This window comes from Rhizobium sp. JAB6 (assembly GCF_003024605.1).
In the GTDB taxonomy this organism is placed as follows: Bacteria; Pseudomonadota; Alphaproteobacteria; order Rhizobiales; family Rhizobiaceae; genus Rhizobium.
Window position 1 is genome coordinate 206,613 of the sequence record NZ_PYJQ01000009.1, and the last position, 21,907, is coordinate 228,519.

At 60.1% G+C, this 21,907-nt stretch carries 23 protein-coding genes; 6 read left to right on the forward strand and 17 right to left on the reverse strand.

Annotation, left to right across the window (positions count from 1 at the left end):
• The first annotated feature begins 142 nt into the window (after positions 1–142).
• Together C7U61_RS10995 and C7U61_RS11000 are read left to right on the forward strand one after the other, a co-directional pair.
• Entirely contained in the window at positions 143–1,195 is a 1,053-nt protein-coding gene (locus C7U61_RS10995; RefSeq protein ID WP_106998122.1) for an adenylate/guanylate cyclase domain-containing protein, read from the forward strand.
• 465 nt (positions 1,196–1,660) lie between these two features.
• Complete coding sequence (locus C7U61_RS11000) at positions 1,661–1,873, forward strand: cold-shock protein (protein ID WP_106998123.1); 213 nt, start codon at positions 1,661–1,663, stop codon at positions 1,871–1,873.
• Between the two features lie 343 nt (positions 1,874–2,216).
• Here C7U61_RS11000 and dusA read toward each other — a convergent pair whose 3' ends face one another.
• The gene (dusA, locus tag C7U61_RS11005) at positions 2,217–3,230 is read right to left on the reverse strand and encodes a tRNA dihydrouridine(20/20a) synthase DusA (RefSeq protein ID WP_106998124.1); all 1,014 of its coding nucleotides are present in this window, start codon (positions 3,228–3,230) and stop codon (positions 2,217–2,219) included.
• A gap of 142 nt (positions 3,231–3,372) precedes the next feature.
• On the opposite strand from dusA, the gene C7U61_RS11010 reads away from it, so the two are divergent.
• Together C7U61_RS11010 and C7U61_RS11015 are read left to right on the forward strand one after the other, a co-directional pair.
• Complete coding sequence (locus C7U61_RS11010) at positions 3,373–4,068, forward strand: fumarylacetoacetate hydrolase family protein (protein ID WP_106998125.1); 696 nt, start codon at positions 3,373–3,375, stop codon at positions 4,066–4,068.
• A gap of 16 nt (positions 4,069–4,084) precedes the next feature.
• Positions 4,085–4,615 (forward strand): gamma carbonic anhydrase family protein, encoded by a 531-nt coding sequence (locus C7U61_RS11015; RefSeq protein WP_106998126.1) that lies wholly within the window; start codon positions 4,085–4,087, stop codon positions 4,613–4,615.
• Between the two features lie 49 nt (positions 4,616–4,664).
• On the opposite strand, the gene C7U61_RS11020 is transcribed toward C7U61_RS11015, so the two are convergent.
• From C7U61_RS11020 to C7U61_RS11030, 3 genes are read right to left on the reverse strand one after another with little or no spacing between them, the layout of a single operon-like run.
• A complete protein-coding gene (locus tag C7U61_RS11020) occupies positions 4,665–5,063 on the reverse strand; it encodes a Fur family transcriptional regulator (RefSeq protein ID WP_106998127.1) in 399 nt (132 codons plus the stop codon).
• A complete protein-coding gene (znuB, locus tag C7U61_RS11025) occupies positions 5,060–5,887 on the reverse strand; it encodes a zinc ABC transporter permease subunit ZnuB (RefSeq protein WP_106998128.1) in 828 nt (275 codons plus the stop codon). Before znuB ends, C7U61_RS11020 begins: the two co-directional genes overlap by 4 nt.
• On the reverse strand, positions 5,880–6,743 hold the full coding sequence (locus C7U61_RS11030; protein WP_162703476.1) for a metal ABC transporter ATP-binding protein: 864 nt from the start codon (positions 6,741–6,743) through the stop codon (positions 5,880–5,882). The genes znuB and C7U61_RS11030 overlap by 8 nt, the downstream gene beginning before the upstream one ends.
• Positions 6,744–6,843: 100 nt before the next feature.
• On the opposite strand from C7U61_RS11030, the gene znuA reads away from it, so the two are divergent.
• Both znuA and C7U61_RS11040 read left to right on the forward strand, forming a co-directional pair.
• The gene (znuA, locus tag C7U61_RS11035; RefSeq protein WP_106998130.1) at positions 6,844–7,806 is read left to right on the forward strand and encodes a zinc ABC transporter substrate-binding protein ZnuA; all 963 of its coding nucleotides are present in this window, start codon (positions 6,844–6,846) and stop codon (positions 7,804–7,806) included.
• A gap of 81 nt (positions 7,807–7,887) precedes the next feature.
• A complete protein-coding gene (locus C7U61_RS11040) occupies positions 7,888–9,093 on the forward strand; it encodes a GTP-binding protein (RefSeq protein WP_106998131.1) in 1,206 nt (401 codons plus the stop codon).
• 187 nt (positions 9,094–9,280) lie between these two features.
• Here C7U61_RS11040 and C7U61_RS11050 read toward each other — a convergent pair whose 3' ends face one another.
• The 13 genes from C7U61_RS11050 to C7U61_RS11110 all read right to left on the reverse strand — a co-directional run bounded on the left by C7U61_RS11050 (position 9,281) and on the right by C7U61_RS11110 (position 21,818).
• Positions 9,281–10,003, reverse strand: coding sequence for a PAS domain-containing protein (locus tag C7U61_RS11050; protein ID WP_106998133.1), 723 nt, complete (start codon positions 10,001–10,003; stop codon positions 9,281–9,283).
• 271 nt (positions 10,004–10,274) lie between these two features.
• Entirely contained in the window at positions 10,275–11,207 is a 933-nt protein-coding gene (locus tag C7U61_RS11055) for a lipid A biosynthesis lauroyl acyltransferase (RefSeq protein ID WP_106998134.1), read from the reverse strand.
• A gap of 5 nt (positions 11,208–11,212) precedes the next feature.
• A complete protein-coding gene (locus C7U61_RS11060; protein WP_106998135.1) occupies positions 11,213–12,241 on the reverse strand; it encodes a zinc-binding dehydrogenase in 1,029 nt (342 codons plus the stop codon).
• A gap of 54 nt (positions 12,242–12,295) precedes the next feature.
• Positions 12,296–13,576, reverse strand: coding sequence for a beta-ketoacyl-ACP synthase (locus C7U61_RS11065; protein WP_106998136.1), 1,281 nt, complete (start codon positions 13,574–13,576; stop codon positions 12,296–12,298).
• Between the two features lie 10 nt (positions 13,577–13,586).
• Positions 13,587–14,792, reverse strand: a complete 1,206-nt coding sequence (locus C7U61_RS11070) for a beta-ketoacyl-ACP synthase (RefSeq protein ID WP_106998137.1) — start codon at positions 14,790–14,792, stop codon at positions 13,587–13,589.
• Positions 14,793–14,835: 43 nt separating this feature from the next.
• The gene (locus tag C7U61_RS11075; protein ID WP_106998138.1) at positions 14,836–15,309 is read right to left on the reverse strand and encodes a 3-hydroxyacyl-ACP dehydratase FabZ family protein; all 474 of its coding nucleotides are present in this window, start codon (positions 15,307–15,309) and stop codon (positions 14,836–14,838) included.
• Between the two features lie 123 nt (positions 15,310–15,432).
• Positions 15,433–15,711, reverse strand: a complete 279-nt coding sequence (locus tag C7U61_RS11080) for an acyl carrier protein (protein WP_069613139.1) — start codon at positions 15,709–15,711, stop codon at positions 15,433–15,435.
• Positions 15,712–15,931: 220 nt separating this feature from the next.
• Positions 15,932–16,360 carry a L,D-transpeptidase gene (locus C7U61_RS11085; RefSeq protein ID WP_106998139.1) on the reverse strand — a complete coding sequence of 143 codons (429 nt, stop codon included), beginning with the start codon at positions 16,358–16,360 and terminating at the stop codon, positions 15,932–15,934.
• Between the two features lie 116 nt (positions 16,361–16,476).
• Positions 16,477–17,457, reverse strand: a complete 981-nt coding sequence (gene cbiB, locus C7U61_RS11090; protein ID WP_106998140.1) for an adenosylcobinamide-phosphate synthase CbiB — start codon at positions 17,455–17,457, stop codon at positions 16,477–16,479.
• Positions 17,454–18,452: a threonine-phosphate decarboxylase CobD gene (cobD, locus tag C7U61_RS11095; RefSeq protein WP_106998141.1), complete on the reverse strand. Its 999-nt coding sequence runs from the start codon at positions 18,450–18,452 to the stop codon at positions 17,454–17,456. Before cobD ends, cbiB begins: the two co-directional genes overlap by 4 nt.
• Positions 18,449–19,756 carry a cobyrinate a,c-diamide synthase gene (locus tag C7U61_RS11100; protein WP_106998142.1) on the reverse strand — a complete coding sequence of 436 codons (1,308 nt, stop codon included), beginning with the start codon at positions 19,754–19,756 and terminating at the stop codon, positions 18,449–18,451. The genes cobD and C7U61_RS11100 overlap by 4 nt, the downstream gene beginning before the upstream one ends.
• Positions 19,753–20,601, reverse strand: a complete 849-nt coding sequence (gene cobA / locus C7U61_RS11105) for a uroporphyrinogen-III C-methyltransferase (protein ID WP_106998143.1) — start codon at positions 20,599–20,601, stop codon at positions 19,753–19,755. Before cobA ends, C7U61_RS11100 begins: the two co-directional genes overlap by 4 nt.
• Positions 20,602–20,858: 257 nt before the next feature.
• The gene (locus C7U61_RS11110) at positions 20,859–21,818 is read right to left on the reverse strand and encodes a nucleoside hydrolase (protein ID WP_106998144.1); all 960 of its coding nucleotides are present in this window, start codon (positions 21,816–21,818) and stop codon (positions 20,859–20,861) included.
• Positions 21,819–21,907: the final 89 nt, after the last annotated feature.

Below are 21,907 nucleotides of genomic sequence, written 5' to 3' on the forward strand. Positions count from 1 at the left end.
ATCCGGTTCGATGGCTTGAGGAGCAGGGAAATCACCGGCCAGGGACATAGGTTCGTTCGCTAGAACTTGGCGATCCCTGCGCCGTCAGGAAGGTTGCGCCGGCCCGGATGACAGCTCGCAATCGCCATGGCATGATCGCGGCATGGATTTACCTGCCCCCCTTGCCTGGCTGGTCGACGAAGCCGGCACCTCGCCCAGCCCCGAACGCTTCCTGGCCGATCTGGGCGCACACCTGTCGGCTGCCGGCCTCCCGCTTGCCGGCAGCGCCCTGACGCTTGCCGCGCCGCATCCGATCATCACGCAGCATACATGGCTCTGGCGCGCGGAGAGCGGAGCGGTAACCGAAGCTCTCGGCTTCGCCGGCACGGCGCTAGGACAGGCCGGTCGCGATTGGCTCGGCGATCTCGGCCCGATATCCGAGGAAACGATCGGGATTGCGCCAGGCAATTCCGTGCTTGCCTGGGCCGGCGCGCGGCCCTTCACCACCTTCGAAACGGAAACCCTGCGCGAAATCGCCCGCTTCGCCGCGGCCCCCTTGGCGGCATTGGCCGCCCGCGCCACTCTATCGACCCTGCTCGAAGCCTATCTCGGCCGCAGAAGTGCGGCGCGCGTGCAGGCCGGTGCGCTCAGCCGCAATAGTGGCGAAACCATCCGCGCAGCCCTGCTCTGCGCCGATCTGCGGGATTTCACCGCTCTTTCCGAAGCCACCGAGCCGACGGTCATGATCGCGGCGCTCGATGCCTGGTTCGACCGCGTCGCCGGCGCCGTCCATGCCTTCGGCGGCGAAGTGCTGAAATTCATGGGCGACGGCGTACTAGCAATCTTCCCCGTTAGCGGGACACCGAAGGAAGCTTGCGAGGCGGCCTTGCGCGCCGCCACCGCCATACGCGCCGGCATGGCGCATCTTGACACAACGCGGACAAGCCAGGGCCTGCCACAACTCCCCTTCGGCGTCGCGCTGCATTTCGGCGACATGCTCTGGGGCAACATCGGCGCCGCCGACCGCCTGGACTTCACCGCCATCGGTCCCGCCGTCAACCTCGTCAGCCGGCTGGAGGGCCTCTGCAAGCCGCTCGGCCACAATATCCTCGTTTCGGGATCGGTCGCAGCCGAGACGGCGATGCCGCTGCTGGCCTTGGGATGTTACGAGCTGCGGGGGATAGCGGAGCCTTGTGCGGTGTTTACACCGAGCTAGAGCTGGTATCCCGAACGTCGGTCTACAAGGAGAGTCCTCAATGTCGCAATCGCGGCGGCTTTGGAAAAGCAGCTACGGCAGTCTCTCTTACAAAAGCAATTTGAACAGTGTTTCAGGAATAACAAGCCTCCTCATTATATAAGCTGAAGATCGTAGATTCGCCGGGCAATCGGACCGATCGCTTTTTTCAACCCGTTGATTTCCCTTTCATTACCGCTGCCGGCTAAAACACCTCTTGCCTTTTTCCACAAACCCTGTCACCCATATGCATGCTCGGGCATTTGCATGCCGGTGACTGGACTGATTTGGTGATCCGCTTGCGGCAGGCAGCGGTTGGGTCTTCTGACCCGCGCAGACGTTCTTTCCCCGTACGTGAACTACTCGACTGGCTTTCGCATGGCGCGGAGGCAAAGCCGTCCGGTTTATCCGGATAAACTAAGACTGATGGGTAAAGGACTATCCCCCATGGCCACCAAGGGCATCGTAAAATTCTTCAACCAGGACAAGGGTTTTGGCTTCATCACTCCTGACGGCGGCGCAAAGGACGTTTTCGTCCACATCTCCGCTCTTCAGGCTTCCGGGATCCAGTCGCTGCGCGAAGGCCAGCAGGTCACCTTCGACACCGAGCCGGATCGCATGGGCAAGGGCCCGAAGGCTGTCAACATCCAGGCTGCCTAAGCCTCTGGTGATTGCCTGACTAAGGTTTCGGACGGCGCGGTGAAAACCGCGCCGTTTTTCGTTTGCTGGATGAGGTTACAACGGGTTCGTGTCCTATCTCGCCCCTAGCGGGCGAGAAAGCAATCTCACCGGTTTAGCAATTGCGATATCGGATCGCTCCACATACTCAAAATGCAGCGCAATTTCTAAGCGATTGAAATCGCAAGAACGGGGGCCATCTTCTTGAGAGAAATAGTTCGGAAGTCAGTGCGCCCATACCTACCCCTCTCTTGCAAAATCTAGCACTTAGCTGAAGCTAGATGCTGATTTTGCTTTCTCGCCCGCCAAGGGCGAGATTAGCACCTCAAGCGCTGACCCGCTCCGAATCCGCACTGAAATCCACCGCGGCGAAAGCGGCCGCGATCACCTCCGGCCCCGCTCCCGGCTTGTTGGCGTCGGTGGAGAGGATCTGGCGGTAGCGGCGCGAGCCCGGCAGACCGGTGAAGAGACCGACCATATGGCGCGCGACATGCTGCAGGCGGCCGCCATTTTCTATGTGGCGCTCAACATAGGTCATCATCCGGTCGCGCAGACCATTCCAATCGGCTTCAACTGCAGGCTCGCCATAAAAGCGGTGATCGACATCGGCAAGGATCGCGGCATTCTGATAGGCGGCGCGGCCGAGCATGACGCCGTCGACATGGGCAAGATGCGCCTCAGCCTGATCCAGCGTCTGAATGCCGCCATTGATGCCGATGAAAACCTCGGGCCAACGGCTCTTCATGCGGTAGACGATATCGTAGTCAAGCGGCGGTATTTCGCGGTTTTCCTTCGGCGACAGCCCCTTCAGCCAGGCCTTGCGCGCATGGATCCAGATCGCGTCCGCGCCGGCATCCAGCACGCGCGTCATCAGCTCCGGCAAGGCCTCTTCCGGCTCCTGCTCATCGACGCCGATCCGGCATTTCACCGTGACGGGCGCCTTCGAAACCGCCTTCATCGCCGCAACGCAGGATGCCACCGTCTCCGGCGTCAGCATCAAGCAGGCGCCGAAGGTGCCTGACTGTACCCGATCGGAAGGACAGCCGACATTGAGATTAATCTCGTCATAATTATAGGATTCCGCGATCTTCACCGCCTCGGCAAGCTTGGCCGGGTCGGAGCCGCCAAGCTGCAGCGCAACGGGATGCTCGACAGCATCATGCCCCAGTAGCCGGTCGCGCGGCCCGTGAATGATCGCGTCCGCCACGATCATCTCGGTATAAAGCAGCGCATGCCGGCTGATCTGCCGATGCAGATATCTGCAATGGCGATCCGTCCAGTCGATCATGGGGGCTACCGCAAAGATCTTGCGGCCAGTTTTCAGTGCGTCGCTATACATGGGAAGCCTTTCTGAGGCGCCCTCTACACCAAATCTCTCAAAAAGGCCAGTTTTCGTGGCAGTCACAATGATGCTAGTTTGCCCGGACGGAATCGGAGAGCGACTGGCCTTCCGAGAAAGAGCGAAAGTTTCGAAAACCCATATGAACGCCCCATTGACGACAGTCATTCCGCCGCCTGCCCCAGTTCTTCTGCCGATCGAGGGTGAGACCGAGTTCTTTCCCGTGCGCCGCGTCTATTGCGTCGGCCGCAACTACGCCGACCACGCCATAGAAATGGGACACGACCCCAGCCGCGAACCGCCCTTCTTCTTCCAGAAAAACCCCGACAACCTGCTTGTCGCCAGCGACTTCCCCTATCCTTCGCTGTCGTCCGACGTTCATCACGAAGTGGAGCTTGTCGTGGCGTTGCGCAGCGGCGGCGCAAACATCCCGGTCGAACAGGCGCTGGACTGCGTCTACGGCTATGGCGTTGGCATCGATTTCACCCGCCGCGACCTGCAGGGCGAAGCCAAGAAGCTCGGCCGCCCCTGGGAAATCGGCAAGGCCTTCGATCATTCGGCACCCGTCTCCGCGCTCGCACCTGCCACGCGGGTCGGCCATCCCGACAGGGGCGGCATCTGGCTGATGCGCAATGGCGAGGCTGCCCAGAGAGGCGATCTCTCTCAGATGATCTGGAAGGTGCCGGAAATCATCGCCGAGCTTTCCAAGCTCTTCACGCTCGCCCCGGGCGATATCATCATGACGGGCACGCCGGCCGGCGTCGGCCCTGTTGCGCGCGGTGACCGGATCAGCTGCGCTATCGATGGCGTCGCCAATCTTGTCCTGAACGTCGTCTGATCGAGGAGGATCGACCATGCCGCTTTACGCCCTCGCCGGCCTGACGCCGAAAACGCCAGACCCGGGCCGTTACTGGATCGCGCCGGATGCAAGCGTCATCGGCAAGGTCGAGATCGGCGAGGATGTCGGCGTCTGGTTCGGCTCGGTCCTGCGCGGGGACAATGAGCTCATCGCCATAGGCAGGGCGACGAATATCCAGGAAGGCACGATGGTCCACACCGATCCGGCCTTTCCCGTCACCATCGGGGAAGGCTGCACCATCGGCCACCACGCCATCATTCATGGCTGCGCCATCGGCAACAATTCGCTGATCGGCATGGGCGCAACCATTCTGAACGGCGCGAAGATCGGCAATAATTGCCTCGTCGGCGCCAATGCGCTTGTCACGGAAGGCAAGGAGTTCCCGGATGGCTCCCTGGTTGTCGGCGCGCCGGCAAGAGCCATCCGCACGTTGGATGAGACGGCAATCGAAGGCCTGCGCCGCTCAGCGAAGCATTATGTTGCCAACTGGCAGCGCTTCGCGCGTGATCTTAAAATATTAGATTAGAAAATTCTTACAAATATCTGGTGGATATGAAATAACAGCGGCCTGCGGATCAAGCCGCGCAATTGGCGCAATGGCCGCGAATTTCGATGGTGGACTTCTCCGCCTTGAACTTCTGCGATTTCAGCGAGTCCATCAGCCGATGATCCACCTCGTGATCGTGGAACTCGATCACCTGGCCGCAACTTTCGCAGATGGCGAAGGCGACCAGGCCATGACTATGACAATCCTCATGCGGATGTGCGCAGACGACGAAGGAATTGATGCTCTCGAGCCGGTGCACCACGCCATATTCCAGAAGCTTATCCAGCGCCCGATAGACCTGCAGCGGCGCGCGGAACCCCTGATCGCGCAATTTGTCGAGAATGGTATAGGCGCTGAGCGGCGCTTCCGCCTTGGTCAGGACGTCAAAAACGAGAGACTGGTTCTTGGTGAGCATAGGAGTGGTCATGATGACTGTCCTCTCTGTTGCGCCACTGGCGTGCCGGCCCTGCGAACGAGGGGTAGCAGACTGATGACAAATAGAACAAGCGCTGCGACGACGATGGAAGGTCCGGAGGGCGTATCGTAGCGCAGCGATCCGAAAAGACCTCCGACGACGGCGACGGCGCCGAGCAGCGAAGCGAAAACCGCCATTGTTTCCGGCGTCGCAGCAAAGCGGCGCGCTGTGGCGGCGGGAATGATCAGCAGCGCAGTGATAAGCAAAATGCCGACGATCTTCATGGCGATCGCGATCACCACGGCCATCAGCAGCATGAAGAACAGCCTCGCGCGCTCCGGCCGCAATCCTTCAGCCTCGGCGAGCTCGGGATTGACCGTCGAAGCCAGCAGCGGACGCCAGAGCCACGCGATCGCCGCCAGCACGAAAATGCCGCCACTCCAGATCACCGCGATGTCCGACTGGCTGACGGCGAGAATATCGCCGAAGAGGAAGGCGATGAGATCGATCCGTACCCAGCTCATGAAGGCGACGATGACGAGGCCGATCGCCAGCGTCGCATGCGAGAGGATGCCGAGCAGCGCATCCGCCGACAGCGCCTGCCGCCGTTGCAGCAGAAGGAGTAGGATCGAAACAAGCGCCGCAACCGCAAAAACCGAGAGCGTCAGGTTGAGCTGGAACAGCAGCGAGAGCGCCACGCCGAGCAGCGCCGAATGCGAGATCGTGTCGCCGAAATAGGCCATGCGCCGCCAGATGATGAAGCAGCCGAGCGGCCCGGTTGTCAGCGCCAGTCCGACGCCGGCCAGGACCGCACGCAGGAAGAAATCGTCAAACATGACGCTCTCCCTCGGCATGGTCGTGGTGATCATGATCGTCATGTTCATGATGGTGGTGGCCGTCATCGGCATGGCAATGATCGGTAATCGAGCCGTCCGCGTGCTGCACGCGGCCATCGGGCAGATGCGTATGGTCGTGATGATGGCTGTAGATCGCCAGGGATTGTGCTGCCCGCGTGCCGAACAGCCTGACATATTCGGGACTCTGGCTGACGGTCTGCGGCGTGCCGCGGCAGCAGACATGGCCGTTCAGGCAAACCACCGTATCCGTTGCCGCCATGACGACATGCAGATCATGCGAAATCAGCAGAATACCGCAGCCTTGCGAATTGCGGATCGACTTGATCAAGTCGTAAAGCGCGATCTCGCCGCTGAAATCCACGCCCTGCACAGGCTCGTCGAGCACAAGGAGATCGGGCTCGCGGGCAATGGCGCGCGCCAGCAGCGCCCGCTGGAATTCGCCGCCGGAAAGATGCTGCACTTCGGCTTTGGCAAGATGCGCGATGCCGACCGCTTCCAAAGCCGCGATCAGCTCACGCTCCGGCAAAGGTCCCGTCAGAGTCATCAATCGCTCAACGCTGAGCGGCAGGGTCCAATCGATCGCAAGCTTCTGCGGGACATAGCCGACCTTCAGATTGGCAATGCGCTCCACGCGCCCCTCGTCCGGCTTCAGAACGCCGATCGCCGCCTTGGCGCTGGTCGACTTGCCGGAACCATTGGGGCCGATCAGGGTAACGATCTCGCCCCGGCTCACGGAAAAATCGACGCCGCGCACCAGCCAGCGGCCGTTGCGTCGGACGCCGACATCATGGAGCGACACGAGCGGACGGCTCTTGTTGGCGAGGGAAGAAAGCATGAAATTTCCAATTGCACTATTGCGCCATGCTATCGCACACGTTATAGCATAACGCAATTGATGTAATAACATTACATACCCATTCAAGGGCACTTATCGCATGAACGCAATAAAAACGCTTCTTCTTATCGCGGCCTCCTTCCTCCTTTCGGGCATGCTCTTCGGCACGAGCGCAACTGCAGCCGATGCTCCCAAAGTCGTCGTTTCCATCAAGCCGATCCACTCGCTGGTCGCAGCCGTCATGCAGGGCGTCGGCACGCCGGATTTGGTCGTTGACGGTGCCGCTTCGCCGCATACCTATGCGCTCAAGCCATCGAATGCCCGCAGCCTCCAGCAGGCGCAGGTTGTTTTCTGGGTCGGGCCAGGCATGGAAGCCTTCCTGCAGAAGCCGCTCGCAGCGCTTGGTTCCAACGCGACCATCGTCGAGCTTGAGGACGCACCTAGCATCACCAAGCTGAAATTCCGCAAAGGCGGCGCCTTCGAACCGCATGATGACGGCGATGAACATGAAGCCAGCGATGATCATGACCACGATCATGGCGAATTCGACACGCATCTTTGGCTCGATCCACACAATGCCAAGGCGATGGTCGCTGAAATCGCAACGTCGCTGGTCGCTGCGGATCCTGCCAACGCCTTCGCCTATGAAGCAAACCAGAAGGCCTTGAACGACAAGCTTGATGCGCTGGATGCGGAAATTGCTTCGACGCTTGCTCCGGTGAAAGACAAGCCCTTCATCGTATTCCACGATGCCTATCAGTATTTCGAGCATCGTTATGGCGTGCGCGTCTCCGGCTCCATCACGGTCAGCCCGGAAACCATTCCCGGTGCGCAGCGCGTCGCCGAAATCCACAGGAAGGTCGCCGATCTCGGCGCGACCTGCGTTTTCGCCGAACCGCAATTCGAGCCAAAGCTGGTCAATGTCGTGCTCGAAGGCACCTCCGCAAAATCGGGTGTCCTCGACCCGGAAGCTGCAACGCTGCCGCAGGGACCAGATCTCTATTTCGATCTGATGCGCGGCATCGCAAGCTCTCTCAAAGCCTGCCTTTCAGCGCAAGGCTGAACATTACAGAAGGAAGCGAGCCTCTTGCTCGCTTTTTTCATCACAGCAAATGTAATGATATTACGTTACAAGGAGTTTGCCATGAATAAGAAGCTCCCGGTCACCATCCTTTCCGGTTTCCTTGGCGCCGGCAAGACGACACTGCTCAATCATATCCTCAACAATCGCCACGGTATGCGCGTCGCCGTGATCGTCAATGACATGAGCGAAGTGAATATCGATGCCGCGCTGGTGCGCGACGGCGGCGCCAATCTTTCCCGCACGGAAGAGCAGCTCGTCGAAATGACCAATGGCTGCATCTGTTGCACGTTGCGCGACGACCTGCTGAAGGAAGTCCGCCAGCTCGCCGAGCAGGGCCGCTTCGATTATCTGCTGATCGAATCCACAGGCATTGCCGAACCCTTGCCCGTCGCCACCACCTTCGAGTTCCGTGACGAAGACGGTCGCAGTCTTTCCGACGTTGCTCGGCTCGATACGATGGTCACCGTAGTCGATGCCGCCAACCTTCGCGCCGACTATGGTTCGACGGATTTTCTTGCCGACCGCGGCGAGACGGCCGGCGATGGCGACAACCGCACCATCGTCGATCTGCTGGTCGAGCAAATCGAGTTCGCCGATGTCGTTGTTCTCAACAAGATCGGCGCGGCGACAGCAGAGCAACGCGACGCCGCCCGCAAGATCATCGTCGGCCTCAATCCCGATGCCTATCTGGTCGAAGCCGATTTTGGTGCGGTGGAACCGTCCGCGGTTCTCGGAACGGGCCGCTTCGACATCGATCGAGCCGAAACCCATCCGCTCTGGTACAAGGAGCTGCATGGCTTCAAGGATCATGTTCCGGAAACGGAGGAATATGGTATCCGTTCCTTCGTTTATCGCGCGAGAAAACCATTCGATCCTCTTAAATTCCAGGCATTTCTCAATAGGTCATGGCCAGGCGTCGTTCGCGCCAAGGGCTTCTTCTGGCTTGCGACCAGGCCCAATTATGTCGGTGAGATGAGCCAGGCCGGTGCTCTCGTTCGCACGAGCAAGATGGGCATCTGGTGGGCAGCCGTGCCGCAAGATCAATGGCCGTGCGATCCGAGCTTCGAGCGTGCCCTGGCGCCCTATCTCGATCCGATATGGGGGGATCGCCGCCAGGAATTGGTGTTCATCGGCGCCGATCCGATGAACGAAAGGCAGATCACGGCTGAACTGAACGCCTGCCTGATTGAAGCGGACGGCTTCACGCCCGAGCGCTGGCGGAATCTGCCAGATCCCTTTGCCAGCTGGAGCCAACCGACCGCATGAAGGAGACCAAACCCATCGGATTCCGATGCCATTGTTTCGAATGCAGCATCGAGGACGAGGAGGCGAACAATGGATTAAGCTCCGATGCCACCGAAACACACCAAGAGGGCATAAAATCCGGCGAAGGGAGCCCTCGCCTGATGCCGGATGTGATTGGAAAATTGCTGTTTGGCACCTGAACGCAGGTTCAGGCCACCAGCATGCCGGCGGGAACGGCGATGATCTCATGCATGACCAGCAAGGCGCCGATCACTTCCTCTCTGGCGCGCAACAGCGTCATGGTGCAGTGAAACACTCTGCCGGGCTCGGTCTGCCGATGGGAGGGAAAAAGGCACTCCACCTTCTCTCCGGCAAAACAGGCATCGAGCTTCGCCTTCAGTCTGCTTTCGAAATCTTCCGAACCGACGAATTCCGAGATGTGACGCCCCACAAGCTCCATCGGCTTCGATTTCAGAAATTCCGAATTGGCGGCGTTGCTGTAGAGGTAGCGATAATCCCGTGTGACGACCGCGACCCGATTGGGCAGGCTGTCCAGAATGACATCATTCAGAACACTGCCCTCCTCGAAACCGAACACATCGTCCCGATCGATTTTCTCACTCGCAAATACCCGGAAAACTTCGCCCGCTGCTTCACTCGCGCCCCCGAAATAGCGATCGATCAGCGCCGAAAGCGACGCAGAGTTGCGCACAACTCGCGTATGGTCGTCCGCTTCCTCGCGGATGAGATTGTTCATGAACTGGAGCTGCATGTAAATTTCCAGCAGACTCGCGGCCCTATAGGCCAGGATAGCTGCGATAATGGGTTCCAATTCGCGATCAAGCGATGCCACGAGCTCGTCGTCGCCAAGTTTTATCGCACGCTGAATCTGACTACATTTCATGGAGAAGGCATGAAAGAGTGCCAGCAAAATTGCCCTCCTGTCCCCGACCACGACAGGACGCAGGGGCCTCGTTTCCCGGCGCTGCCATGACCAAGGATATTCAGTTTGGTGTCCGCATTCTCACCAAACTTTCCGTATTGTGAATTAACATGACTTATTCCCACTTTCAATTGGGCTGAGCCGAAGTTCTCGGGAAACGAGAACTTTATGAAAAACAAGGCTTGTAATCACAATGCCCGGATGAAGGGCGCATGCGGGTATGCGGACAGAACTGCCATCAGCACATGAGACGGTGAGCTTAAAAAACGCTCTTCTTGATATTCCAGCGATCGTGATACCAGAGCCATTGCTCGGGATTTTCCCTCACCCAGCTCTCGACTTTGTCGTTCAGCATCTGCGCCGTTGCCGTGAGATCGAGACCGCCGGCCTCGTTGCGCGGCATCTCCAGCTTCGGTTCGATCTCCAGCCGGTAGCGGTTGCCGGGCAGACGGATGCAACGGGCCGGATAGACTTCGCAATCGAACTGGCGCACGAGCTTCGGCAGCAGTGGGTTCGTCTTTACATCGCGGCCGAAGAACAAAGTCTTCAAACCCTTACGGAATTTCTGGTCGACCAGCACGCCGACGCCGCGTCCTGCCTCAAGCTCTCTAGCGAGCGCGAACGACGACCCTGCATGCGATGGCACGAGATTGCCCATGCGCTTGGCCCGGAAGTCGAAAACCTTCTGAGCGACATAGGGATTGTTCGGCGGGCGAAAGAGCACGGTCACCTTCAGGCCGAAGGCAGCGCCGGCGACCGGCAGCAGCTCGAAATTCCCGATATGCCCGGTAAAGACGATGAACGGGCGCGGATTGTCCCTGAGATCAAGGAAGATCGGAATGCCCGAGACTTCGATGCGGCCAGGCTTGTCGCCATCGGGATCGAAGTCGAAAAGCCGGTCGAGAAAGACATATTCCGCTGCCAGGCGCCCCATATTGCCCCAGCTCGCACGCGCAATTTTCTCGATCTCCGCCTCGCTCTTTTCAGGAAAGGCATTGCGCAGATTGGTCAGCATCAACTGATGCCGGCGCATGCTCGGACCGATTTTACGGGCCAGCCAATCGGCAAAGTTGATGCCTGCATCTGCCGGAAACAGTTTCAGGAAATTGAGGAATCCGAAGATGACCTGCGCCACCAGCCACTGCCGGAGATTTCTGAGCGCCAGGACGATCCGGGTGATGAAGAGCTTCACGCCGCTCAGTCCATCTTCAGGATGATCTTGCCAAAGATCTGGCGCGATTCCATCCGTTCCAGCGCCCGGTCGATATCATTGAAGCCAACTTCGGTATCGATCACCGGGTGAACGAGGCCACGCGCCATCTTCTGCATCGCATTGGCCATGTTCTCCATGCGGCAGCCGAAGGAGCCGAGGAGCTTCAGCTGCTGTTGAAACAGCATCATCAGGTTCATTTCGGTCGAAACGCCCGATGTCGAGCCGCAGGTGACGAGACGGCCGCCGCGCTTCATGCAAAGCATGGAGCCGGCCCAGGTATCCTTGCCGACATGCTCGAAGACCACGTCGACACCCTTCTTCTTCGTCAGCTTGCGAACGACGCCCTCGAAGCGGTCCGTTCGATAGTTGATGACGTGATCGGCGCCCAAGGCCTTGGCCTTCTCGATCTTGTCGTCGGAGCCGACCGTCGTGATGACCGCGCAGCCGATCTTCTTGGCAAGCTGAATGGCAGCCGTGCCGATGCCCGATCCGCCGGCATGAACGAGGATGGTTTCACCCGGCTCCAGCTTGGCATTGTCGAACAGCATGTGCTCCACGGTACCGAAAGTCACCGGAGCAAGCGCTGCACCGACCGCGTCGACGCCGGGAGGCGCGGGAACGAGCAGACGAGCCGGAAGATTGACCTTCTCCTGCGCGAAACCATCGAGATGGAAACCATGCACGCCGCCGACATGTTCGCACAGATTGTCGCGACCTTCGCGGCAATGGCGGCAAAGGCCGCAGGTGCGCGCGCCGTAGATCGACACGAGCTGACCCGGCAGAACATTCGCAACGCCCGGACCGATCGCTTCGACCACGCCGGCAGCTTCCGCACCGATGACCAGCGGCATCTTGCGCTTGGCGAAAGCCATGCCTCGCCAGCCCCAGACGTCGATGTGGTTGAGCGCGACAGCCTTGACGCGCAAGGTCACCTCACCCGCACCCGGCGCCTCCGGCTCCGGCAGATCGGTGATCTCAAGTTTGCGGTCGTCGATCAGTTGCAAAGCACGCATGACAAAGTCCCTCGCCCCTCGGGCGCAGTTATATCCAATTTTTCAGATGTCCGCTTAAGCCGGTTCAAGGGCCATGACAAGGCTGGCGTTCTGACCGCCGAACCCGAAGGAGTTCGAAAGGACGGCATTCACCTGCTTTTCACGCTTCTTGTTCGGCACCACGTCGAGAATAATGGACGGATCCGGATTGTTGTAGTTGATGGTCGGCGGCAACGTGCCGGTCAGCATCGTCTGCAGCGAGAATACCGCCTCGACTGCACCCGCAGCGGTCAAGGTATGACCGATCATCGACTTGTTCGACGAGACCGGAATGGTCGGAAGCCGCTCACCGAAGACAGCAGACATCGCGCCATATTCCATCTTGTCGTTTTCCGGCGTCGAAGTGCCGTGAGCGTTGATGTAACCGATATCGGCCTCCGCCATGCCTGCATCGGCAAGTGCTGCGCGGATCGTCGCGATCGCCGGGCCGCCGTCCGGCGAAGACCGCGTGCGATGGAAGGAATCGGCCTTGTCGCCGGCGCCTTTCATGATGCCGAGGATCTTGGCGCCGCGCGCAACTGCTGCTTCGAGCGATTCCAGTACCAGTGTTGCAGCCCCTTCGGCGATGACAAAGCCGTCACGATCCTTGCTGAAGGGCTTGGATGCCTTGGTCGGCGGATCGTTCTGCGTCGACAGCGCCGACAGCAGCGAGAAGCGGATCAGAGCCTCCGCGCTCAAGGAACCGTCGGTTGCAACCGTCAGCGCCCGCGTGGTGCGGCCCTGACGGATCGCCTCGATACCGAGCTGGATTGCAGTCACGCCAGATGCACAGGCCGTCGACAGCGTCACCGGCAAGCCGCGCGTACCGAAGCGGTCGGCAAGGCGCTCGGAAATGGCGCCGAAAAGAGCCGCTTCATGGAAGGCCGGGTCCGGGCGCTGGCGCATGGCGGCAAGGAAGCGTTCATATGCATCGCCCTCGTGATCCGCCGGAGGAGAGCGGTCGGCCAGCTCGAAGCGGGCGCTCCATTCGGGTTCGATCGGCGGCGCAGCCAGGAACAGCGGTGCGTCGAAATCACCGGAAATCCCGGCCTGGGCCAGAGCTTCGATGGTCGTTTCACGAGCAAAAGCGTAGGAGCGCTCGACGGCGTTCGGAGCGGGAATATTGATGAAATCCACCGTGCCGGCGATCCGCGTGGAAAGGCCGTCCGTCGGGAAGCGCGTAATCCCGTGAATGCCCGACGTGCCCGAAGACAGCGCATTCCAGTTATCCTCCAGGCCCTGCCCCAACGACGTTATGATCCCCATGCCGGTGACGGCGACGATCGGACGTCCGAGATGATCCTTGTAAGCGGTCATATCCTGTTCCTTACGCTTCGGCTGACAGTACGGCGATACCTTCGCCGCGCGCATGGCCGACGGTAGTTACCACGGCTTTGCGTGCGCCCGTCGCCATCGGCTTTTCATGCGCCGCGTCGAAGGGCGGCACCTTGGCGTTATTGGCGACGGCCAGCGCCGCTAAGGCGAGCCCGAGCGGAAATTGGCCCTCGAGCCCATGCCCGGAAACGCCGGAATAGGCGCGGATGGCCGCCTCCGGAAGCTGTGCCTCGATCACGGCTTTTTCACGCTGGGCGAGATCGGGGATGGCCGTCGTACCGGAGAAGACGACCGTCGCATCGCTGGGCGCCTGCTTGGCGGGTGCGAGCATGCGCTCCAGCCGCGCTTCGAGCTTGCCGTCGTCACGCCGGCCGCGATCGCCTTCGACCGCATCGATCGTCGCATAGATATGCGCGCCACGATCTTCGGCATGCGCACGCGATTCAAGAACGAGGAAGGCGCTCAGCGAACCCATGATCATGCCGCCGCCATCTTCCGGCTTGCGCGACCAGATCGGATGCCAGTCGCCGAGAGCATGCGCATTGATCGACTCGATCAGCAGGATCATGTCCAGGCGCTCGGCAGAGAAAGCGCCGCCCACGAGAGCATGGCTCGATTCGCCGGACTTGATGCGATGGAAAGCCGTCTCGACGGCGGAAATACCCGAGGCCTCTTCGCCCATGAAAGTGCGCGACGAACCCGTGACCTTGTGTACGATGGAGATATTGCCGGCAAGCAGGTTCGAAAGCTGCGCCAGGAACAGGGTCGGCCGCAATTCGGTCGTCAGCTTCTCGTTCAGCAGCAGTTCGCGGTCATTGCGCTTCAGGCCCTCATTGACGATCAGCGTATCGACATTGGTATCGCGCTCACCGCCCCCGGCCGCGACGATCATGTCCATGGTACCGCATGCTTCGAGATCGTCCTTGAAGCCGGCATCGTCGAGCGCCAGGCCGGCAGTGAAGACGCCGATGCGCTGCCAGTTTTCCATCTGACGCTGATCGCCGCGCTTCGGGATCTGCTGCGACCAGTCGATTTCAGGCAGCGGATGCACGGGATAGGGTTTGAATTTCTCGGTTTCGACGATGGCCGCCGGCGCCTTGTCCGCCTTCAGCAGGGCGACATGCGCATCCTTGCCGACGCCCTGGCAGGTAACAATGCCGATACCCGTGATGACCACATCATTCTGAGCCTTGCTCATTCATCAATCCTCTTCGAATGCGGCGCCGGACAAGCCGGGAGCATCAACCGTTGGCGGCGATGGCGTCGAGAAGTCCGACCTCGCCCGCCCGCTTGCGCACGATATCGCCGAGCGGCACCTCATTAAACGGCATGGTCCGCAGCTTCAACTGAGCATCGCAGACCTTCTTTCCACCGATGGTAATACGCGCCTTGGTGACGGCAAAGCCCGAGCCCTCGTGCTCCAGATCGGCTTCGATGTCGAGTTCGGCTTCCGGCTCCACGAAGGTCCGCATCTTGGCGCCATCGACCGACATCAGGAATGGCATATAGGCAAATTTTGTCGCCGCAAGCACGAGCATGCCCGAAGCCTGCGCCATCGTTTCGATGAGGAGAACGCCTGGAACCAGCGGCATGCCCGGGAAATGGCCTTCGAAGACCGGGCTTTTCGCCGGAACGATGGAATGAGCCTTCAGCCGGCCCTTGGACAGATCGACAGATTCGACCCTGTCAATCATCTGGAAATATTCCAGCAGCATCAACGCCTCCGATCCAACTCGGCAACAAAGGACGCGCCGGGCGGGATACGCTATTTAAGAATGAAACCGCCCGGCCGCCATATTCATGGGCGGCTGGGCGGCAAAAAAATATAAGGATGTAGCTCAGCCCTTGGCGGCGCGCAGCTCATCGATCTTGGCGCAGAGATTCTTCAGCACGAAGTACTCTTCGGTCGAAACCTTGCCTTCGTTGACTTCCTGCGTCCACTGCTCGAGCGGGATCTTGATGCCGAATTCCTTGTCGATCGCAAAAACGATATCCAGGAAGTCCAGGCTGTCGATGCCGAGGTCGTCGATCGTGTGGCTATCCGGGGTGATGGTGTCACGGTCGATCTCGCTGGTTTCAGCGATAATGTCGGCAACTTTGTCAAATGTAGCAGTCACTGCCCATACCTCTTGAAATAATAATTCATCCCCTCATAGGGAAATCCATTCCAAAAGCCAATGGTTTCCACCAGAAACCCCGGCAATTTGGCAAGCCACTGTTGCGCAAACAGCAAAATGACAGTCGCGTCATAACTATGAAATCATGCGCGACATGGACGCGAGATACGGCAGCATTGCGGCCGAACCGCAACGGCGAAGCGCGCGTATTCGCTAAAGATCATTCGCTGATCACGATGCGCGTATTGTGAAGCCCAGCGTCAGCCGCCATCGCAAAGAAGGTGGCGGCATTGCGGGTATCGAGCCGCACGCAGCCATGCGATGCCGGCCGGCCGAGCTGACGCACCTCATAGGTGCCGTGAACGGCATAGCCGCCGTTGAAAAATACGGCATAGGGCATCGGCGCATCGTCGTATTTCTTCGAGCGGTGATCCTTCGACAGCCATTTGGCCGTATAGGAACCAATCGGCGTTACATAACCTCTGCGCGCCGTCGACACTCGCCAGCGATACTTCAGAGCTCCATCTTCGGAAACGGTCATTGTTTGCGATCGAAGATCGACCACTGCAACAACAGTTCCGGCGTAAGCCGAAATGGCGCTGAATTGCATGCATAGAGATGCCGTTACTGCTAACGCGATACCCTTCATCTTGCCCCTCCGACCGTTTGCCTCTTCTTGAAGCAATTCAGACGAAGGGAGAGTCTATCGCTATGCTGATTATACCAACTTAATACATATGGTGAGCGATTGATTAATTTGGATGCTCACAGGAGCACCAGGAATCCCAGGAAAGCGAGAAGCGTCAGCATCGAGCAAGCACAATAGAAGATGGAAATGCCCGCGTCGATATCGCTGACGGTTGCCGTATCGCGGCCGGCGCCATTGATCATCGGTTCGCGCACGAGCTCGCCGCCGTAGATTCGCGGGCCGGCGAGCTGAATATCGAGGGCACCGGCCATCGCCGCTTCCGGTCTGCCCGAGTTGGGCGAGCGATGTAGTCCGCCGTCGCGGACGGCGATGCGGATCGCATTTCCAAGCGCGGAGATTCCGCGCTTCACCAGAGCGCCGGCAGCAATCAACAGGATGGAGAGGCGCGCGGCCGGCCAGTTGGCGATATCGTCGAGACGCGCGGCAGCACGGCCGAAATCGACATAGGTCTCGGACTTGTGCCCGATCATCGAATCGGCGGTGTTCAGCATCTTGTAGAAAAACAGGCCCGGAAGGCCGAAAAAACCGTACCATAGGGCCGGCGCGACCACGCCGTCGGAAAAATTCTCGGCAAGGCTTTCGATGGCCGCGCGGCAGATACCCGGCTCGTCCAGGGTCTCTGGGTCGCGGCCGACGATGCGCGATACGGCAAGACGCCCGCCTTCCAGACCATCGGCGCGCAAGGCCCGCGATACCTCGCCGACATGATCGGCAAGACTCTTCTGCGCCATGAAAACCGCCACCAGCCCCGCCTCTACCAATATGCCGAGCCAGCCGAAAAAGACGAGAAATCCGTGAATGGCCCAACCGGCGATCACCGCTCCCATGAGCAGCGCGACGATCGACATGACACCGTTGCGGCGGCGAAGCACGCCGGGCAGATGCTTTGCGTTGAACCGGCGATCGAAAGCGGAAATCGCTTTGCCGAACAGCACGACCGGATGCGGAAAGCGCTGCCAAAGCCATTCGGGATCGCCGACGACACGATCAAGCAGCAAGGCAAGGACCAGAATGAGCAAATGTTCGTCGGCGGTCATGTCGAATAATCCTCTAATACCGCGGCGAGTCTTTCATCTGCCTTCTCATCCGGAGCCAGTCCGAAGCGGAGCCAATTGGGGGCGTAATCGAACTTGCGGACGAGAATATGATGACGGCAAAGATGCGTATATATGCCCTCGGCCCGGTCGTCTGCAACAAGAGCAAATAGCGCCGTACCTCCCGCAACCTGCAGCTTACCGCGGCGAAGAACCGTCTGCAGCGCCGAGTGCCGCTGAAGAACAAGCTTTCGTATGGCGCTTGTATCGCTTTCCATAAGGGAAGCAGCAATCGAAAGGGCCGGGCCGGAAACCGCCCAGGGCCCAAGCCAATCCTCGAAGCGCGTCAGGATCGAGTCTTCGGCAATTGCGAAGCCAAGGCGCAGGCCGGCCAGGCCGAAATACTTTCCGAAGGAGCGGAAGATAATCAGATTCGGCATAGAGGTGGCAAAAGGCGCCATGCTTGCCGCCGGTTCGATATCGCCGAAAGCCTCGTCGACTAAAAGAATACCGCCCTGCTCGCGCTGCCTGTCATGCAGTTCCCGCAATTCCTCGATGGGGAGCATCCGCCCATCGGGATTGTTGGGATTGACGGCTACGACCAGCCTGTCGTCGGCGGTGAGTTCGGCAACCGTCGAAATCTGGCGAACCTGCAGGCCGGCCGACGTGAAGGCGCGCGCATATTCGCCATAGGTCGGCGAAAAGATCGCAACCCTGCCGCCGGTGACGAGCCTCGGAAGCAATTGAATGACGGACTGCGTGCCTGGAACCGGCAGCGGCAGAATATCGCCGCTGCGATAATAGCCCCTTGCCGCCTCGCGTGCACGCTCCTGCAAATGCTGATCCGGCAGCCGGTGCCATGCGGCAGCCGGAATCTCCGGCAATGTCACCGGATTGGGATTGATGCCGGTCGACAGATCCAGCCAATCCTCCGGCCGCCCGCCATACTGACGCGCCGCCGCTGTGATGCCGCCGCCATGGATAATCCTGTTCGTCATGCGGCCTCGTCGGCAAGATCGATCAGATGCATATAGGAGCCGGCGACATTGGCGCGCTGCAGGCCGGCGGTACCCAGATCCTCGTTGAGCGCATCCCTGACCGCAAACAGACGGTCTGCCTCGCCTTCCGATACGATGGTCGAATAATGAAACTCGTGCGCCGTCATCGGCTTTTCGAAGAAAGAGCCGGCAAGCGGCACCACGCGTCGATAGCCGAGATGACGCTGCCGTTTTTCGTAGCTGGTGACGACGGGCAGCAGGCCGAGCATCCCGTGACGGGTGCCTGCCGCATCCACAAGACCCTCGCCGAGCACCATATACCCGCCGCACTCACCATAAATGCGCGCACCACGCGCGGCTGCGGCCTTGACGCCATTCTGGAAATGCTGCGCGGCGGTGAGCTTTCCGGCGTGCAATTCCGGATAGCCGCCCGGCAGATAGATGGCATCGGCATCGTCCGAAGGGGCTTCATCCGCGAGCGGAGAAAAAAAGGATATTTCCGCACCGCGGCGCTTCCAGCCGAGCAGCATATGCTCGTAGCAGAAGGCGAAGGCGATATCGCGCGCCACGGCAATACGCTGGCCGAACGGCATAAGGCGGGCAATATTGGCCGCTGAGGTGCGAACGAGATGCCGCTGCGCAGCCCGTAAGAGCAGCTCGAAATCGCATGCTTTCGACACGACCTCCGCCGCCGCCTCGATAAACTGCTCGAGCGCCCCATGCTCTCCAGCCTGAACCAGGCCCAGATGCCGTTCCGGCAAGGCCAGGTTTGCATCGCTGCGGATAACGGCGATAACAGGCATACGCACCGCATTCAGCGCCTGGCGCAACATCTTCTCATGCCTGTCGCTGGCGACACGATTGAGCACCACACCGGCGATGCGGATATCGGCGCGGAAATTGGCAAGGCCGATGACGACGGCCGCAACCGATTGGGACATGCGCGAGCAATCGACCACGAGCACGACGGATAGACCGAGCAAGGCGGCGAGATCGGCCGGCGTGCCCGTGCCATCGGCAGCACCATCGAAGAGACCCATCATCCCTTCGATCACAAGCATCCGCCCGCCGGCCCGATGAAGCTCCGAATTCGCGGAAATGAGCTCGGCGCGCATGGCCCAGGGATCGAAATTGAGGCAGGCTGATCCGACCGCCGCGGCATGGAAGGCGGGATCGATATAGTCGGGTCCAGCCTTCCCGGGCGCGACCGCTACACCCCTGTTTCTCAATGCTCGCAGCAGACCAAGCGTAAATGTGGTCTTGCCGGAGCCTGACGAGGGTGCAGCGATCAGAAGTCCGCTCATGCCGGCACCTTGCGTCCGCTCTCGCCGGGCCTTTCGGTCGGCGGCACCAGGGTGCGGCCGGAAAGCGCGCCCAGCCAGTCGAGCGATGGCCGCAGCTTCACCACCTCGCCGACAACGACGATGGCGGGCGGCTCGAGACCGGACGCTTCGACATCGGCAGCCGCACGCCCAAGCGTCGTCTCCAGCACTTGCTGGGAGGGCGTCGCCGCATTGCAGACGAAGGCAATCGCCTCGTCCGCCGAACGGCCGGCCGCGATAAGATTGGCGCTGATCTGCGCGATATGCTTCATTGCCATATACATAACGATAACGGGCGATCCCTTGCCGATCGCCTCCCAGTCGATCGCATCGGGCACCACGCCGGACGAATCGTGGCCGGTGAGGAAGGTTACGGCGTGGTTGACGTCGCGATGGGTAACCGGAATGCCGGCATAGGCAAGGCCGCCGATCCCGGCGGTAATGCCGGGCACGATGCGGAAAGGAATGCCGTGCTGAACGAGCATCAGCGCCTCCTCGCCGCCCCGCCCGAAAACGAAGGGGTCGCCGCCCTTGAGGCGCAATACGCGCTTGCCTGACCGCGCCAGTTCCACCAGCCGCAGGGAAATGTCCCGCTGCTTGGCCGATGGCTTGCCGCCGCGCTTGCCGGCATATTCCAGCATAGCGCCCGGGCGGGCGAGCTTCAGGCAATCCTCGTTGACAAGCGCATCGTGCACGATGACATCAGCCTCCGCCAATCCCTTGGCGGCCAGCAGGGTCAAAAGCCCTGGATCGCCCGGCCCGGCGCCAACGAGCCAGACCGACCCCGGCTCCAAGGCCGGCAGAGTGGAAAAAGCAGTATCGTTCATCCCATGTGTCCTATGCCCGGCCGGGCGAAATTGCAATGTTGAGAACGGGATAAGACGATCTCGGTTCGACGTCGCTCCCGCTGCAAACATTACGCCACATATCCCCGCAGCATGAGCGGCAACACGCTATGGGCTTTTCCAACGGCGACAGGGAACAAAACACGTCGATCGCATGGCATCCGACCCAACATACCGGGAAACTCATACGGGGTCTTGATAGGATGGGTGAAGGGGCCCAATCGACCCCTTCACGGAGCTTAGTGCTTCACCTTGCCCAAAATCGCGTCGCGTATCAGATCGAGAACCTGCTGCGAGCGGATGCCGATGCAAGCGATCTGGTTCGGCAGATTGTCCCAATCACCCGGCGGAAAGTGGCGGCCGGCTGGCTTGATGACAGTCTGACCATCGGCAATGCCGCCGCAGACGACGCGGATCGAACCCTCGATCGTGTCGAACAGCTCCGGGGCCACGACATAGACGCAAGCGCAGCTATCGTGGACCATCATGCCGTCTTCGACCGCATGCTTGTAAAAATCGATGTAGGACTGCGACAAGTCGGCCAGGAGCTGCACCGAAGGTCCGCCCGCTTTCGCCATATCGGCGAGATAGCTGCGGCTCATGGTCGTCACCGACGTCACGTCAAGACCGACCACGACCACCTTCCAGGCCGCCGTCATGACGAAATCGGCGGCTTCCGGATCGCCGTGAATATTGGCTTCCGCGACCGGAGAGACATTGCCCGGCACATAGAAATTGCCGCCCATGATGACAACGCCCTTCACGAGCTTGGCGATTTCCGGATCGTGCTTCAATGCCAATGCCAGATTGGTCATGCGGCCGACGGCGACCAGGGTCACCTCCCCCGGATGGGCGCGAACCGTGTCGATGATGAACTGATAGGCCGGCCGCGGATCCGTCGGCAAATCGATCGTGTCGGGCACGTCGATGTCGCCGAGACCGTTATGGCCGTGAACCATCGTCGGCCAGGGACGCTCGTGCCGCGACGGATCGAAGGTAACGCTGGCGCCGCGCGCGACCGGGCATGGAATATTCCACTCGCGCTTCAGGAACAGCGCGTTACGCGTCGTCGTATCCACGGAGGCATTGCCGAAAACCGTCGTCACGCCGAGAAGGTCGATACCCGGGTGACGATGCAAAAAGAGAAGCGCCATGGCGTCGTCGACGCCAGGATCGGTATCATAGATGACCTTATGCATGATTTTTCCTTACCAACATACTGAATAAGCATGATCTTCCGGAAGTTTCCTCCGCTTGGGATCAGCGCTTGACCTACCGGCATACACGA